We start from the raw sequence: 15,944 nt of genomic DNA on the forward strand, positions 1-15,944 counted from the left end.
CTGATGCGTGCCGCCAGTGGAACCACGGAGTCGCACCCTTCCGTTCACTGATCACTTGATCTAATATCCGATCATGCGATCAGAAGGGAACGTGGCGGCCACCTTCACTCAGTCGGCGCGGCGGGCGCAGATTGTCGCTGCAGCGATCGAAGTAATCTCCGAAAGCGGTTGGGCCCAAACTTCGATTCGCAAGATCGCGGATCAGGTCGGAGTGGCCATGAGCGCCGTGCTGTATCACTTCGGAACCAAGGACAACCTGGTCGAGGCGATCATCGAGGAGATGTACCGCACCGCACTGGCGGTTGTCGGACCCGCCATCGACGCCCAGTCAACCGCGCCGAAAAAGCTAGCCGCATACATCAGAAGCAATATCGCGTACTTCGAGACGCACCGTTCGTACCTGACGGCCCTGATGCAGCTCGGGACCGGGTACCAAACGGCAGACGGACGCCGAATCGAAGAATTCGCGTTGACACCCGAATTGCAGCAGGAGCTGGCAAAGCTGGACCCGACGTCGATCTTGATTGCGGGACAACAGGATGGGTCCTTCGGCGACTTTCCGTCCGTATCGATGGCGCTCGCCGTCCGCGGGGCCGTCAACGCTGCGGTGGAGAAAATTCTGCACGAGCCAGGATTCGACGCCCGTGCTTACGGCGAGGACCTGGTGGCCATTTTCGATCGGGCCGTGGGAGTGAATCCGTGAGCCGCGTCCTCATCATCGCTGTTGGTAGCCGTGGCGATGTTGCACCACTTACCGGGGTAGGCGTTGCCCTGCAAAGTGCCGGCCATGAAGTCGCCATTGCCGCGTACTCCCCCTTCAGGGACATGATCTCCGACTGTGGATTGAGGTTTCACGACCTCCCAGTTGATCCGCAGGACGCCGCTGAGGGTGGTGAGGCGTCACCGGCCAAGGAGCTGGCCGCGTTCGTTTCACCAAAAGGCATGCGCGCCTTGGGTAATCGCATTCTATCGGTCGTCGGCGACGAGCCCGCCGATATCATGCTTCTGTCGCCGTTCGCCGAAATGGCGGGGCACCCGCTGTCTGAAGCCAAAGCCATCCCCTCCCTTGGAGTTCGGCTGCAGCCACTGTCGGCGACAGCACAGTACCCGCCTTCGATAATGGGGGCCTGGTCGGCCGGGGCGTTCGCAAATCGAAGTGCCGCCAATACAGGCACGTGGTTGGTCGACCGACTCTACGGCGGTGTGGTGGCAGACTTCCGCCAGCAGCTAGGTCTGCCGCGGATGTCGGCGAGGAATTTGCGGCGACAACGCACTGCAGCGCAATGGCCCGTCGTGCATGGCTTTTCGCCGCTGGTCGCGCCGCGACCACCAGATTGGCGTCCGGGATTGGAAGTCACCGGGTACTGGTGGCCGGCAGGCACCGGCGCCTGGGAACCGCCCGCCGAGCTCACCGATTTCCTCGCCGCCGGTCGGCCACCAGTATTTGTCGGGTTCGGCAGCATGATGACCAACCCCACTCACGCCGAACGATTGTCCGACATAATTCGCCGCGCCGCGCGCCTAGCCGGCGTGCGGATCATCGTCCAGACGGGTTGGGCAAACCTGCACGTGTCCGACGACCACATGCTGACCATCGGCGAAGCGCCCCATGACTGGCTTTTCAGTCGAGTTGCAGCTGTGGCCCACCACTGCGGTGCCGGCACAACTGCGGCAGGGATTCGAGCCGGCGTGCCGATCATCGCGTTACCCGCCTACGGTGACGGACCGTTCTGGGCCCGTCGCGTGACCGCTCTCGGGATCTGCGCCAAGACCATCAACCAACGCAAACTGACCCCGGAGTCGTTCGCCGAGGCCATGCGCATCGCGGTCGGCGATGAGCGTCTACGGGCCAACGCCCGTCGGATCAGCGCGGAGATCTGCACTGAAGACGGTGCCACGAAAGTTGTTTCGTTGGTTGAGGACGTCGTCCGACAATCTGCCTAGAGACGACCGCTACGGTCTATGGAAAAGTGCCCACATGACCACCTTCGTCATCGACGCAAAAGTCGCGATCTCTCTGGCTACGAACGCTGTTCCGATTCCGCCTGACCATAGCTTGACGGCTCCGACCTTGCTGCGTTCGCAGGTCCTCACGCTGGTGTATGCGTCTGTGCGGCGTGGCGAGATGGATGAACGCACAGGCCGCAAGGTTCTCGACGATATCCGTGGCCTACAGGTCCGGCTGCTTGGCGACCGGTCGCTGCAGGACCGCGCTTGGAGAATAGCCGTGAAGCTCAACCTGCCGGACACCTATCAGGCCGAGTACATCGCGCTGACCCAACTGCAGGCGGATGCACTGGCCACCGCAGATAAGAAACTTGCCGATGCCGCGGGCGCCTTCGTTCAGGTCGTGACGCCGGCCGAAATTCTGCGGTCATCGCTTTGACGTCTGTAGCTGAGGCCTCGGCCGGGTGCGGTTACCGCAGAACTTTGACCATCGCGAGCCCGAGTGGCCCGTTACCTTGGCCGTCCGCGCGAAATCCCTTGCGTTCGTAGAGGCGTTTGGCGGGATTGCGCACATGGACATTGGTGCACATCATGTCGAAATGCCTTGCGAGATCGACAAAGAGCGCGTCCAACAACAAGCCGCCGACACCTGCACCGCGCCGCTCGGGCACGACTCCGATACACAATTCGCGCAGTGGCGCTCCCGCGTCGTCGACGCGGAGCGGCGGGTTGCTGAGATACGTCCACACGGCACCTACATTTTCACCTCCGTTTTCCTCGGCGATGATGGGCACGACACCACGAGGTGGCAGCAGTTCGAGCACTTCGTCATCATCGGGATCGGGAAGTGGCCAATCCTCGATGACGCAGGCATGGCGTGCCATCTCGACGATGAAGCTCCGATCGTCAATGGTCGCTGCACGCAACCGGACTGCCGATTCGGCGGGCATGCCGAGATTGTTGCACGCTGCCAACTGCGAATGCATCAAGCTTTCAGCCAAGGCCGCTCGTCGGATGCCAGCAGTGCATGGACGTGCATGTGGGGCGCTCCTTCAGACGTCTTGTCGGGCCGTCGGCGCGCTCACAGAGGTGGACCTGTTCCTCGCCAGCTCAGCCGCGGCCCTGACCACAACCTCGAGCTCGCTGGGTGCCCACGGACGTCCACGGGCGATCACGACAACATGCTGAATGCCGAGACCCGCCAGATGCCGGCAACGTTCGACCAGCTGGTCGGCGGACTCACCGGGAGTCAATGCGGTAGTGAGAGTGTGTTCGATCTCCTCAGGCGGCCGCCCGATCTCGGCGCAATGCCGCCCGAGTACGTCGAGTTGACGGCGAATCACGCTCTCCCCGTTGGGGATATCGAATAGATTGCAGGCGTCTGCGTATTCGGCGACCATACGCAGGGTGCGACGTTCACCGGTTCCGCCGATCAGCACCGGCGGCCGCCTGATCGGCCGGGGTCGGCCGACGGGATGTTCAGCGCGGTAATAGCTCCCCGCATAAGCGGATTCGTCGCCGTCCCACATACGGCGGGCCAGTTGGAGCAGCTCGCCCATGCGGTCGAATCGTTCGCGCGTCGGTGGCAGGAACAGCCCGAGCGCGCGCGCCTCGTCTGCGTTGTAGCCGGCGCCGAGCCCCAACCATGCGCGTCCGCCGGACAGCACGTCCAGGGTTGTGACCGCCTTGATCAACACCGCCGGGTCACGGAATGTCGCCGCGGTGACCAAGGTGCCCAGCCGCAGTTCCGCAGTCTTGGCAGCCAGGAAGCCGAGCGTGGTGTAGGCCTCCAGCATCGGCTCATCCAGCCGGCAGGCCGGGTCGGCCTGTAGCAGGTGATCGGCCACCCAGAGCGTGTGAACGGCTGTGCCATCAAGGAATTCGGCAAGCGTCCCCAGGTGCGCCGGGATTGCAGTCGGCCCGTCCGGCCACGAGAAGTTGGTGACGCTGACGCTCAGTTTCATGCGGGCCCACCCAATGTCTCGTTCTGGCGGGCGCGACGCTCCGGCAACATGACGCCGACGACCACCAGCCAGATCAGCGCGGCGAACCGGGCGACCGGTAGGAGGGGCGCGATCGGCGGCCAGATGAGCACAGCGGTGGTGAGTTCGGCGGCCACGGCGATCCCAAGCCCGGTCCACGCCAAAGCCCGGGGTAGCAGACGCAGGATCAGCGCCGGAACCGCAAGACCCGCCGTCAACAGGCCGAGCATCACGACGTGCGCCACGCCGCCGGTGAGGAATGTCAGATAGTAGAGCGCGTTGACCAGGGCGCCACCGGCGTTGACCTCCGGCCGCGACAGCGTCCACAGGAGCAGGCCCGACAGGCCCAGTCCCCCGGCGGCCAGTACGCCGCCGGCCAGCGCGATGGTGGCTCCCGGTGCGGTGACACCGAGCTGCCGCAGTCGCGCACTGGCCGTCGCCGCGTAGATCGTCAGGGGAACGGACGACGCGAATACGAACACGGCGCTTACCTGCGCGGCCGCCGAGTGCGCCCGGAAGTAATCAAGTACTGCCGCCGGATCCTCATATGGCAGCGGCGGTATGCCGCCAAGTGCAGCGAGCAGTGCGACGCCACAGGCCAGGAGGCCGAGCGTAATCCCACCGAGTAGCCACAGTGGTGGCCCACCCTGTTGCGGGGCGCGGCTGCGGACCATGCGTTCGCTGCTGTAATCGTTCATGTGTTGAACGATATTCCTTGCGGATCAGGCGCGTCAAGATCATTCAGAACAAAAACGGTTCAATGCCGGTATTGTCTGTTCATGCCGTCAGCGTCCAGTCCTCAGCAGCGGGGCGGTGTTGCGTTCCTGCTCGCCCAGCTCGGCCATCACGCCGCTCAGTTGTTCGCCGAACGTCTTGCCGCAGTGAAGCTCACGCCGCCACATGCCGGGATCCTGCGGATGATCGCCAGTCGACCTGGACTCAGCCAGCAGGAGCTCAGCGGGCATCTGGGCCTGCTACCCAGCCGAGTGGTCACCTATGTCGACGAGCTCGAAGGACGCGGTGAGGTCGAACGTAGGCGTAACCCGAATGACCGTCGGCTGTACGCGCTGTACCTGACCGCGTCCGGTGAGAAGTTGATGCAAGCCCTCTCCGAGATCGCGCGCGAACACGAGCAGGCATTGACCGTGGGCCTGACCGCTCAACAACGCAAGACACTCGATGGGCTGCTCGCCACACTCGCCGAGCAGCAGGGTTTGACGCCGGCGGTCCACCCGGGTTTCCGACAGCTCGGCCGGCGGCGAGCCGACACATGACGAACTGTCGGCTCCGCAAGCACTAGCAAACTCGCAGCCGCAGTACATGCACCGCACAGGTTCGACCGATTTACTCCGTTCGGCACCGAATCCCGGCGTCCACGCGAATTCGGTTGGGAGACGGCATGATAGTGGACTGCGCGCACTACCTCGATGGCGTGCGCCAAGGCGAGGCGGCAATGCCGATCGACGACGCGGCACACCGTTGTCGCGAAGGCGGATTCGTCTGGCTCGGGATGTTCGAACCGACGACCGACGAAATGGCGCGCGTCCGCGACGCTTTCGACCTGCACGAGCTGGCGGTCGAGGACGCCGGAACGTTCCACCTACGTCCCAAGATCGAGCATTTCGAGCCCGACGTGCAGTTGGTGATTCTTCGCACCGCCCGCTACGACGACGAACGCGAGGAAGTCGACTTCGGCGAAATCAGCATCTTCGTCGGGCCCAACTTCGTGATCACTGTCCGGCAAGGGGTAGCCAGTGAGCTTCATGCCGCCCGGGCGCGCCTGCAAGAGCATCCAGACCTTCTCAAGGTCGGTACCGCGTCAGTGCTGTGGGCGGTGCTCGACCAGGTGGTGCGTGCCTACGGCCCGGTGGTGGCCGGCCTCGAACACGACATCGAGGAAGTCGAAGGCACGGTCTTCTCCGGCGCGGTCGCCCCCACCGAACGCATCTACCTCCTACGTCGCGAGGTCAGCAATTTCTACCGCGCGGTCCACCCACTGCTGTCAGTCCTGACCGCCGCCGAGCGCGATGCCGCGGATACGCAAGTGGTGCATTACCTGCGCGACGTTCACGACAGCCTGCAGTTGATCAACGAAGAGGTATCGGCGCAGCGCGATCTGCTCGCCACCATCCTGCAGGCCAACATTGCCGTCGTCGCAGTCGAACAGACTCGCGTCAGCGTTCAACAGAGCACCACGATGGAACGCCTTACCGTGCTCGCGACCATCTTCCTGCCGCTGACTTTCGTGACCGGCTTCTTCGGGCAGAACTTCGACTGGCTGGTCAGCAACATCCAAGGCCCGACGCGATTCCTGCTCTTGGGTATCGGCGGACTTGTGATCCCCTTGATCGCCCTTTGGGCCTGGCTGCGCGCCGTCAGAAAGCGGGAAAGCCAGAAGTAATTGGTTCAGAGCGCGGCGTAGGTCGCTTCGACGAGATCGACTGCCCGACGATCGCCGGCGAGAGCGTCGCGACGGAGGTTGGGCACGAACGCGAACGCGAGGCGATTGTCGATGTCACCGAAGGCGAACGCGCCGCCGGCGCCGGGATGCCCGAACACGCCAGGTGCGGCGTTGTCGGGAAAAGTGAACAGCTGAGACGGTCGCATGTACCCCAGGCCGTAGCTGGAATCGAGAACCATGACGGCATCAGAACCGCTGTGCCGCGGGCAGATTGCGTCGTTCAGATTCTCCGGATGCAACAGCTCGCCGGCACCCAGTTGCGCGTAGAAATCGGCCAGTGCGCGCGCAGTGGTTATCAGTCCGCTCGCCGGCCAACCTGCTGCCAGAACGTCGGGATGGTTGTAGCGCGCGGGTGGATTCGCGGTCGCGCGGGTGAACAAGGATTGTGGGTCGCGATACGCCGCGACGAGCCGGGCGACCGTTGTGGCGGGGATTGCGGTGGTGTCCGTCGCCCATTGCTGTTCGCTCGCATCAGGAAACCCGGTCCGGGCGATGCCGGCGAGCGCGGCTCGACTGGCGCCGATCATGAGGTCTCCACTGATGTGCGACCGGACGAATTCGCCCACCGTCGTTTTGGCGTGCCGACGCACGATCTCGCCGGCCAGCCACCCGAACGTGAACGCGTGATAACCGTGCCGCGATCCCGGTTCCCACAACGGGTGCTGAGCGGCGAGCAGACCGGCCATCAGTTCGGGATCGGCAGCCTGCTCGATTGAAACGGGGCGCTCCACAGCGGGTAGTCCGGCCGCGTGCGACAACAGCTGCTCACCTGTGGTCTCGTTCTTGTCCGCCGCGCCGTACTCGGGCCACCAATTCACCACTGGTGCTTTCAGGTCGACACCGTTGCGCTCCGCCACCATCAGCGCAGCCGTGGCGGTTATCGCTTTGGTGCACGAGAAGGTGACGCAAGCCGTGTCCCGCTGCCAAGGTTGGCCGGTACGCGTGTCAGCGACCCCACCCCACAGATCGACGACGGGTCTGCCGTCGATCACGACCGCGACGGCCGCGCCCCAGTTCTGTCCGTCGGCGAAGCTCGCTTCGAAGATATCGCGCACAGCGGCGAATGCCGGATCGACGTTCCCCTCCGCCAGACCTGCCATGGCGACCATTAGAGCATGCATGGGCGCAACAACATGGCCGGACGATGTAACGCGAGTGCGACCCGAACCCGCTGCACGCGGATGAAGGATCACGGACACTCACAGCACGACAGCGATAAATGGGGAACTCGAATGCTCGCAATCAAATCGTCTGGTGTCCGCCTCGGCAGCGCAGCGGGACGCTGGATCCTCGCCGCCACGGTGCTGGGATCCGGCATGGCGCAGTTGGACGCGACCGTCGTCAACGTGGCGCTACCGGCAATCGGCCACGACCTGAACACCGAGGTCGGCGGGCTGCAGCTCGTGGTCAGCGCCTACTCGGTGACTCTGGCCGCGTTGATCCTGCTGTCGGGCAGCCTTGGTGACCGGTTGGGCCACAAGCGGGTATTCGTCGTCGGCGTGGCGTGGTTCGCGGTGGCATCAGCGATCTGCGCTGTGGCCCCGAACGCCCAAATGCTCATCGCCGCACGGGCTTTGCAGGGCATTGGCGGCGCGCTGCTGACGCCGGGCAGCCTCGCCATCATCCAGTCGGTGTTCATACCGACCGACCGCGGCAAGGCGATCGGCGCATGGTCGGCGCTGGGCGGCGTCGCCGCGGCGATCGGCCCGCTGCTCGGCGGTTACCTCGTGCAGGCAATCAGTTGGCGCGCCATCTTTCTCATCAATGTGCCGCTGGGCTGCGTGGTCGCGTGGCTCGCGGTACGCCACGTGCCCGAGAGTCGCGACCCGTCGACCGCCGGCCGCATCGACTACGCCGGAGCTACGACAGCGACTGCCGGTCTGGCCGGCGCGACCTACGCTGTCGTCGAAGGGCCCAACCGCGGCTGGGATTCGCCGGTCGTTCTCGCGGCCGGGTTACTCAGTGCCGCGGCCATGGTCGCCTTTGTCGTGATCGAACGGCGCACCGCGAATCCCATGCTGCCGCTGGGCATCTTCTCCTCACGGCAGTTCACGAGTGCCAATGCGGTGACCTTCGTCGTGTACACCGCACTCGGCGGCGTCTTCTTCCTGCTCGTGGTCGTTCTGCAGACCGCGCTCGGCTACTCCCCCGTCGCCGCCGGTGCTGCTTCGCTGCCGGTCACGGCGATCATGCTGGCCCTGTCGTCGGCGTCGGGCGCGCTCGCCCAGCGCATCGGCCCACGACTGCCACTGACCATCGGTCCACTTGTCATCGCGGCCGGCATGGTGCTGATGACGCGCATCGGCCCGGGCGCCTCGTACAGCACCGTCGTGCTCCCGGCCGTGGTCGTCTTCGGGTTGGGGCTCGCGGCGACGGTGGCACCGGTCACGGCCGCCGCACTCGCGGCCGCCGACGAGCGCCACGCCGGCGTGGCCTCCGGTGTCAACAACGCAGTGGCGCGCACCGCGGGGCTGCTGGCCGTCGCCTTGCTGCCCCCGCTCTCCGGCCTGACCGGCGATGCTTTCCGATCACCCACCGCCATCACCGCCGGCTTCCACACGGCGATGCTGATCTCGGCCGGCCTCGCGGCGCTCGGTGGAGTGCTGGCGTACGCAACCATCTCCGATGACCTGCTGATCGAAGCACCGACCGGAGAGCCCCAGAATCACCCGTACCACTGCGCGCTCGCCGAGGTTCCAGCAGGCGAACGCAGCCGTAACTGAACACGGCGGCCAATTCATCGAGTAATCCCGCCTTTGGGAGAAGAATGTCTACATGGCGAACCAGAGCGCCCTGACCGACCAGGAGAAGCAGGCCCGGCTCGATGTCAACCAGCTCAAACAGCTGGTGGGCCTCGTGGAGTACGACCCGACTGACGACCCGTTCCCCGTAACCGGTTGGGACGCCATCGTTTTCGTGGTGGGCAATGCCACAGAGGCCGCAAGCTACTTCCAATCGACGTGGGGCATGGAACTCGTTGCGTACTCGGGGCCCGAAAACGGCAATCGCGACCACAAGGCGTTCGTGTTGCGTTCGGGGTCGGTCCGGTTCGTGCTGAAGGGTGCGGTGAGCCCCGACAGCCCCCTTATCGCTCACCACGCCAGGCATGGCGACGGCGTCGTCGACATCGCCTTGGAGGTGCCCGATGTCGACAGATGCATCGCACAGGCCAAGGTGGCCGGCGCCACCGTCATCGAGGAACCGCACGACATCTCGGACGATCACGGCACTGTGCGCGTCGCGGCCATCGCGACCTACGGGCAGACCCGCCACACGCTGGTCCAGCGTGACGTCGCCGGGACCCGCTACAGCGGTTCCTACCTGCCCGGCTACCAGCCGGCGACGAGCGGTCGGGCCAGACGCGACGGTGCTCCCGCGCGCCTCTTCCAGGCTCTGGACCACGTCGTCGGCAACGTGGAGCTCGGCAAGATGGACGAGTGGGTCGGCTTCTACAACCGCGTCATGGGGTTCGTGAACCTGGCCGAGTTCATCGGCGACGACATCGCCACCGATTACTCGGCGCTGATGTCGAAGGTGGTCGCCAACGGCAACCACCGGGTGAAGTTCCCGCTCAACGAACCGGCCGTGGCGAAGCGCAAGTCGCAGATCGACGAGTACCTCGAGTTTTATCGTGGTCCGGGCGTTCAGCATCTGGCGCTGGCCACCAACGACATCCTGGCCAGCGTCGACGAGCTCCGCAGGCAGGGCGTGCAGTTCCTCGACACCCCGGACGCGTACTACGAGGACCCGGAACTACGAGCCCGCATCGGCGAGGTGCGGGTACCCGTCGAAGAATTGCAGCAGCGCGGCATCCTGGTCGACCGTGACGAAGACGGGTACCTGCTGCAGATCTTCACCAAGCCGTTGGGAGACCGGCCGACCGTGTTCTTCGAACTCATCGAACGCCACGGCTCACTGGGTTTCGGCAAGGGCAACTTCAAGGCGCTCTTCGAGTCCATCGAGCGTGAGCAGGAAAAGCGCGGGAATCTGTGATGGCCGAGTACCAAAGCGGTTTCGGCAACAGCTTCGAAAGCGAAGCGCTGCCCGGGGCGCTGCCCGTCGGCCGCAACTCTCCGCAGCGGTGCGCCTACGGCCTGTATGCCGAGCAGCTCAGCGGGTCACCGTTCACCGCACCCCGCGCCGCCAACAAGCGATCCTGGCTGTACCGGATTCGGCCGAGCGTGGCCCACTGGGGTGACTTCACCGCCGTCCCCACTGCGCACTGGCGCACGGCACCTGACGACGCTCCTGCCGTTCCCATTGCCCAGATGCGGTGGAATCCCACGCCGATGCCGGATCCCGCGGACGAGGACACGACGTTCATCACCGGCGTCCGTACCGTCACCACCGGTGGGGACGTCAACACGCGCAGCGGATTCGCGTGCAGCATCTACACCATCACGTCGTCGATGGTGGACGCGTACTTCTACAACGGCGACGCCGAGATGCTGTTCGTCCTGGAGCGCGGCAATGTCCGGTTCTGCACCGAGTTCGGGATCATCGACGCCGAACCGTGTGAGATCGTCGTCGTCCCCCGCGGCGTGAAGATGCGCGTCGAGATCCCCGATGGTCCGGCGCGCGGCTATCTGTGCGAAAACTACGGCAGCCCTTTCACTCTCCCTGAGCGCGGCCCGATCGGCGCCAACTGCCTGGCGAATTCACGAGACTTCCTGACACCGGTCGCGGCCTATGAGGATCGTGACGTCCCGTCCGCGATGTATGTGAAATGGGGCGGCACGCTGTGGCGGGCAGACGTTGCCCAGTCGCCACTGGATGTGGTTGCCTGGCACGGCAATTACGCACCTTGCAAGTACGACATGCGGCGGTTCTCCCCCGTCGGCCCGGTGCTGTTCGACCATGCCGACCCATCGATCTTCACGGTGCTCAGCTCGCCGAGCGAGACGCCGGGAACCGCCAACGTCGACTTCGTCTGCTTCCCCGAGCGGTGGATGGTCGCCGAGGACACCTTCCGGCCGCCGTGGTATCACATGAACGTCATGAGCGAATTCATGGGACTCGTGCACGGTGTGTACGACGCCAAGCCAAACGGGTTCGCGCCCGGCGGCGTCAGCCTGCATAACTGCATGACCCCACATGGCCCTGACGCCACCGCATTTCAGGCTGCCAGCACCGAGGAGCTCAAGCCGGTGAAGCAGGAGAACACGCTGGCCTTCATGTTCGAGACCCGGTTCCCGCAGAAGGTCACGGCCTACGCCGCGAATTCACCGCAGCGGCAACAGGATTACGCAGACTGCTGGATCGGTCTGACCAAGCGATTCGACCCGGGCCGGCCGTGATAGCGGCTACCCCGCCAGGCGCGGGATGACTTCGTCGCCGAGTCGCCGAACCCAGCCTGCAGGGTCGGGGTTGCCGGGCAGCGGGCCGGTCATGATGAGGTCGAAACCGAGTTCGGCCCACCTGTCGAGGGTGCGGAGGAACTCGTCGACATCAGCCAATGGATCATCGAACGACCCTGCGGTCAACTGGATTTCAGATGGGTCGCGACCAACGTCGTCGCAGTGGCGGTGCAGCACGTCGAGTTTGTGTGGAATCTCTTCGATCGGTGCCGTGCTGTTCCACACGTCTGCGTACTGCGCTACGAGCCGAAGTGTCTTGCGCTCACCGGAACCGCCGATGAGGATGGGCGGACGCCGCACCGGTTGCGGGGAGCACAGAGTCTCGCCCAGCTGAAAGTGCTTGCCCTCGAAGGGCCCATTGTCGTCGCTCCACATCTGCAGGCAGATTTGCAGCGTCTCCTCCAGCATCTCGAACCGCTCGGACAGCTTGGGATAGGGGACGCCGAGGCCGTGGTGTTCGCGGTCGTACCAGGCCGCGCCGAGTCCGAACAGTGACCGGCCTTGCGACAGCACGTCCAGGGTCGTCATCGTTTTGGCCAGCACGCCGGGGTGGCGGTAGGTCACCCCGGTCACCAACGTGGAGAGGTTGATTCGCGCGGTGATCCCGGCGAGATATCCCAGAGTTGTGTAGCACTCGAGAAACGGGTCCTCGGCGCGCCCGATGTTCTCCATTTGGAAGAAGTGGTCGGCCAGTGTGAGCAACGCAAAGCCGGCGTCCTCCGCGGCCGTCGCCGTGGCGGCCAGCGTCGGCTGGAGTTGTGTCACATCGCCGGGTAAGAAGTCGATGTAGTGGATGCCCAGTTTCATTGCCCTTCAATTCCTTTCGTCGTCGATTAACCGGTCGAGCAGTGCCAGCGCCTCGATGACAGTGAGACGCTCGGCCTCGGTGTAGCGGTCTTCGAACGCGCGCGCGAGCCACCCCTCCCGCGCCTTGCGATCAATCTCGGCGCGGCGGTGACCCTGCGGGGTGAGGGTGATGAGCTGCCGCCGCCCGTCGGTGGGGTCCGGGGCCCGCGCCACAAGGCCGTGTTGGTCCAGGCCGGCCACCGTCGCCGCCATCGATTGCGGTCGGACGCGTTCCGCGCCGGCGAGCTGGCTGGTGGAGGCCGGGCCGTCCTTGGCCAGGCGCAGCAGCACAGCGGTCTGCGGTGGCGTCAGGTCGTCGGCTGCGGCGAATTGCCGCAGCCGACGCCGCAATCGGCCGAATGTCACGCGCACATCGCGCGCTGCAGTCAACGCAGATTCGCTCACCTGACCCATATGCACAGTCTAAACTGTTCAGTTCAGACTGCGCAATTGACAATACTTAGGTAAGCAGGCGCGCAGCGAGAACTGGCAGGGTTGCCCAGCCAAGCGGCTGCCCAAGCACAGAAGCGGATGTAGCCTGCCTGCCATGACCGGCTCCATACCTACGCCAGCACTGGATTTCACGCATGATCCCGGCCAACGGAGTTGGGTCGCCTCCGCGGGCCCCGACAGTGACTTTCCGCTCCAGAATCTCGCGTTCGGTGTAGTGGCCGGTCCCGACGGCGAACCGTACGGTGTTGTCCGAATTGGCGACATGGTCCTGCACCTGGGTGGACTCGCCACGTCCGGGCTGCTCACCGGCGAGGCGCAGGCGGCGGCCGAGGCCGCGGCGGACGGAACGTTGAACACCTTGTTCGCCTTGGGATCTGGTCCCCGCACAGCTCTCCGTAAGGCGCTACACGCCCTGCTTGTCGACGGTGCGCCGCATCAGCGGGCAGTGGCAGCGCTGCTCACCTCACTGCATGACGTCGACGTCCTGCTGCCCGCCCACATCGGGGACTACACCGACTTCTACGTCGGGATCCACCACGCCCGCAACATCGGTGCCCTGTTCCGGCCCGACAATCCCCTTCTCCCCAACTACAAATGGGTCCCGATCGGCTATCACGGGCGCTCCTCGAGCGTGCGGGTCAGCGGCGCGTCCGTCACCCGGCCGTACGGGCAACTGATGGCTCCGGACGCGCCGGCGCCGGTGCTGGCACCTACTCACCGCCTGGATTTCGAGCTGGAGCTCGGCGTGTGGATCGGCCCGGGGAACCGCCTCGGCACGCCGGTGGGCATCGATGACACCGAATCCCACGTCGCCGGCTACTGCCTGCTCAACGACTGGTCAGCACGCGACGTGCAAGCCTGGGAGTACCAGCCGCTTGGCCCGTTCCTCGCCAAGAGTTTCGGCACCACCGTCTCGCCGTGGGTGATCACTCCAGAAGCACTGGCGCCGTTCCGGATTCCGTTCGATCGCCCCGACGACGACCCCGCTCCCCTGCCCTACCTCGACAGCCCGCGGCACCGCGCCGGCGGCGGCCTCGACATCGAGCTGGAGGTCCAACTGAGCACCGCGCGGATGCGCGCAGACGGCGACGCACCAGCCCTGATCTCCCACTCGTCGAGCCGTCACATGTACTGGACCGTCGCACAACTGGTCACACACCACACGAGCAACGGCTGCAACTTGCGGCCCGGCGACCTGCTCGGCAGTGGCACGCTCTCCGGACCCGACGCGGGGTCGGAAGGAAGCCTGCTGGAGCTCAGCCGTGGCGGGACCGTCCCGATCACGCTGCCCAACGGGGAAATGCGCATGTTCCTCGAAGACGGTGACGAAATCACGCTCAAGGCAAGGGCTCAGCGACCCGGCGCGGCAACCATCGGATTCGGTGAGTGCGTCGGCGTCGTCGAACCGGCGATCAACTACCCGTGACCTGAGCGGCGTCGTGCACCAGGCGCTGCACCATGTCGTCATCGACGTCGGCGAAGAAGCCGCCGACGACATCTTCGATCTCGCTGAATCCTCTGGCGCAGAACAGGATCGGTTGATAGTGCGTGATGTCGTAGGTCTGCACGCCCATCCGCGCGATGTGCAGTGGCCGCAGATCTGCCACGTCGATCTGCTGGATCTCCCCGTACGACGACAGCAGGCCGGCGCCGTAGGTGCGGACTTCGCCGTGCTGACGCACCACCCCGAATTCGAGGGAGAACCAGAAGACCTTTGAGACGAATTCAAGTGCCTCAGTGGTTTGCACCCGCTGCGCTGCCTGTCCGGCCAGCCGGTACAGCGCCGCGAACCGCTCGTGCGCAAGGCAATTGCCGTGCCCGACCACCTCGTGGATCAGATCAGGCTCGGGGGTGTACAACGGCACGGAGTGGTGCCGGATGTACTGCGTGGAATGGAAGATCCCGTCGGCGAGGAGTCCGTAGAACTCACGCAGCGGCACCAGGCCGGCCGCGGGCACGTACTGAAAGCCGGTGAGCGGCCCGAGTTTCTCATTGACCTCGATGAGTTGCGGGATCCGGTCCTCGGGTAGTCCGAGACGCTCCCGGCCCTGCAGGTACTCGGTGCAGGCCCGGCGCTGGTGCAGCCGGTGCAGCTCGGCGCACGCGATGCGCCAGACCTCCTGCTCGTCGTCGGTGTAGGTCGCGACGGGCGGCGGCGTCCCGGGCCGCCAATCCATGGCGAGCGCGGCAATTGCGTTGCGGCGGGCGCGGTATTCCGGGTCGACGGCGCCAGGATGGTCGGCAGCCAGATGGACGGTGACGTCATCTCCCGAGCGCGTCACCGGCGCATACAACTGCGCTTCCTCGAACATCGCTGCCTCCCGGAGGTCCGGGCGTCGCACGCGCGGCGTCTACGAACCAGGATATGCGCGTTGATCACCCGCGACTGGCAAGTACCTGTTCGCGCAGGATGTCGGCGTGCCCGCAGTGGTGTGCCAGCTCGCGCAGGACTTGCAACATGACCCAGCGCAAGGTTCGCGGCCCGGCCTGGTGCCCCGTGGCGACGGTGTCCAGCGGAAGGTCAGCAACCACCGCCCGCGCTGTCGCACAGACATCACGGTGAGCCGCCAGGATCGAGGCGATGGTGTCGTCGTCAGTGAGCTGGAAGGACTCGTTGACGCTCTGCACGAGGCCGAGGGACTGACGAGAAGTGCCGCCGACGCATGCTTCGAACCAGACGCGCTGCATCCAGGTGACGTGCTTGAGCAACCCGAGCAGCGTCGTCGCCGACGGGACGAGCCGTCGGCGGGACTCCTCCTCGGTGAGGCCATCGAGGGTGAGCTCGATGGCACGGCGATAGTCCTCCAGGAAGGCGTCGAGCTGGGCCCGTTCGTCGTCCAGCAGTACATCGAACGAGCCCATCTCTGTCCTCTCATCACACCGTGGCGGCAGGCTGCT

At 65.2% G+C, this 15,944-nt stretch carries 17 protein-coding genes; 9 read left to right on the top strand and 8 right to left on the bottom strand.

Annotation, left to right across the window (positions count from 1 at the left end; translation table 11 throughout):
• Window positions 1-73 precede the first annotated feature (73 nt).
• The 3 genes from QRN63_RS10345 to QRN63_RS10355 are packed head-to-tail and all read left to right on the top strand — an operon-like array spanning window position 74 to window position 2,386.
• A complete protein-coding gene (locus QRN63_RS10345) occupies window positions 74-703 on the top strand; it encodes a TetR/AcrR family transcriptional regulator (protein WP_502888106.1) in 630 nt (209 codons plus the stop codon).
• Window positions 700-1,944, top strand: coding sequence for a glycosyltransferase (locus QRN63_RS10350; protein ID WP_285030693.1), 1,245 nt, complete (start codon window positions 700-702; stop codon window positions 1,942-1,944). The genes QRN63_RS10345 and QRN63_RS10350 overlap by 4 nt, the downstream gene beginning before the upstream one ends.
• A 34-nt stretch (window positions 1,945-1,978) precedes the next feature.
• On the top strand, window positions 1,979-2,386 hold the full coding sequence (locus QRN63_RS10355) for a type II toxin-antitoxin system VapC family toxin (RefSeq protein WP_285030694.1): 408 nt from the start codon (window positions 1,979-1,981) through the stop codon (window positions 2,384-2,386).
• A gap of 31 nt (window positions 2,387-2,417) precedes the next feature.
• Here QRN63_RS10355 and QRN63_RS10360 read toward each other — a convergent pair whose 3' ends face one another.
• From QRN63_RS10360 to QRN63_RS10370, 3 genes are read right to left on the bottom strand one after another with little or no spacing between them, the layout of a single operon-like run.
• On the bottom strand, window positions 2,418-2,948 hold the full coding sequence (locus QRN63_RS10360; protein WP_285030695.1) for a GNAT family N-acetyltransferase: 531 nt from the start codon (window positions 2,946-2,948) through the stop codon (window positions 2,418-2,420).
• Window positions 2,949-2,999: 51 nt separating this feature from the next.
• Window positions 3,000-3,911 (bottom strand): TIGR03560 family F420-dependent LLM class oxidoreductase, encoded by a 912-nt coding sequence (locus QRN63_RS10365; protein ID WP_285030696.1) that lies wholly within the window; start codon window positions 3,909-3,911, stop codon window positions 3,000-3,002.
• Window positions 3,908-4,627, bottom strand: a complete 720-nt coding sequence (locus tag QRN63_RS10370) for a hypothetical protein (protein ID WP_285030697.1) — start codon at window positions 4,625-4,627, stop codon at window positions 3,908-3,910. Before QRN63_RS10370 ends, QRN63_RS10365 begins: the two co-directional genes overlap by 4 nt.
• Window positions 4,628-4,708: 81 nt before the next feature.
• Between QRN63_RS10370 and QRN63_RS10375 the strand changes: the two genes are divergently transcribed.
• The gene (locus QRN63_RS10375) at window positions 4,709-5,203 is read left to right on the top strand and encodes a MarR family winged helix-turn-helix transcriptional regulator (RefSeq protein ID WP_285030698.1); all 495 of its coding nucleotides are present in this window, start codon (window positions 4,709-4,711) and stop codon (window positions 5,201-5,203) included.
• 125 nt (window positions 5,204-5,328) lie between these two features.
• Window positions 5,329-6,330 carry a magnesium and cobalt transport protein CorA gene (locus QRN63_RS10380; RefSeq protein WP_267317535.1) on the top strand — a complete coding sequence of 334 codons (1,002 nt, stop codon included), beginning with the start codon at window positions 5,329-5,331 and terminating at the stop codon, window positions 6,328-6,330.
• Window positions 6,331-6,335: 5 nt separating this feature from the next.
• Here the strand turns inward: QRN63_RS10380 and QRN63_RS10385 are convergent, their stop codons facing one another.
• Window positions 6,336-7,490, bottom strand: coding sequence for a serine hydrolase domain-containing protein (locus QRN63_RS10385; RefSeq protein WP_285030699.1), 1,155 nt, complete (start codon window positions 7,488-7,490; stop codon window positions 6,336-6,338).
• Between the two features lie 132 nt (window positions 7,491-7,622).
• Here QRN63_RS10385 and QRN63_RS10390 point away from each other — a divergent pair, with 132 nt between their 5' ends.
• From QRN63_RS10390 to hmgA, 3 genes are read left to right on the top strand one after another with little or no spacing between them, the layout of a single operon-like run.
• A complete protein-coding gene (locus QRN63_RS10390) occupies window positions 7,623-9,113 on the top strand; it encodes a DHA2 family efflux MFS transporter permease subunit (RefSeq protein WP_285030700.1) in 1,491 nt (496 codons plus the stop codon).
• Window positions 9,114-9,165: 52 nt separating this feature from the next.
• Window positions 9,166-10,383 (top strand): 4-hydroxyphenylpyruvate dioxygenase, encoded by a 1,218-nt coding sequence (gene hppD, locus QRN63_RS10395; protein WP_267317537.1) that lies wholly within the window; start codon window positions 9,166-9,168, stop codon window positions 10,381-10,383.
• Entirely contained in the window at window positions 10,383-11,687 is a 1,305-nt protein-coding gene (gene hmgA, locus QRN63_RS10400) for a homogentisate 1,2-dioxygenase (protein ID WP_285030701.1), read from the top strand. Before hppD ends, hmgA begins: the two co-directional genes overlap by 1 nt.
• Before the next feature lie 6 nt (window positions 11,688-11,693).
• On the opposite strand, the gene QRN63_RS10405 is transcribed toward hmgA, so the two are convergent.
• Window positions 11,694-12,554 (bottom strand): LLM class F420-dependent oxidoreductase, encoded by an 861-nt coding sequence (locus tag QRN63_RS10405; RefSeq protein WP_285030702.1) that lies wholly within the window; start codon window positions 12,552-12,554, stop codon window positions 11,694-11,696.
• Window positions 12,555-12,560: 6 nt separating this feature from the next.
• Entirely contained in the window at window positions 12,561-13,007 is a 447-nt protein-coding gene (locus tag QRN63_RS10410) for a MarR family winged helix-turn-helix transcriptional regulator (RefSeq protein ID WP_267317540.1), read from the bottom strand.
• A gap of 133 nt (window positions 13,008-13,140) precedes the next feature.
• On the opposite strand from QRN63_RS10410, the gene fahA reads away from it, so the two are divergent.
• Window positions 13,141-14,472, top strand: coding sequence for a fumarylacetoacetase (fahA, locus tag QRN63_RS10415; RefSeq protein ID WP_285030703.1), 1,332 nt, complete (start codon window positions 13,141-13,143; stop codon window positions 14,470-14,472).
• Here the strand turns inward: fahA and QRN63_RS10420 are convergent.
• A complete protein-coding gene (locus tag QRN63_RS10420) occupies window positions 14,459-15,358 on the bottom strand; it encodes a phenylalanine 4-monooxygenase (RefSeq protein WP_285030760.1) in 900 nt (299 codons plus the stop codon). The genes fahA and QRN63_RS10420 overlap by 14 nt on opposite strands.
• Before the next feature lie 64 nt (window positions 15,359-15,422).
• Complete coding sequence (locus QRN63_RS10425) at window positions 15,423-15,908, bottom strand: DinB family protein (protein ID WP_285030704.1); 486 nt, start codon at window positions 15,906-15,908, stop codon at window positions 15,423-15,425.
• Window positions 15,909-15,944: the final 36 nt, after the last annotated feature.

This window comes from Mycolicibacterium sp. lyk4-40-TYG-92 (assembly GCF_030209435.1).
Taxonomy (GTDB): domain Bacteria; phylum Actinomycetota; class Actinomycetes; order Mycobacteriales; family Mycobacteriaceae; genus Mycobacterium.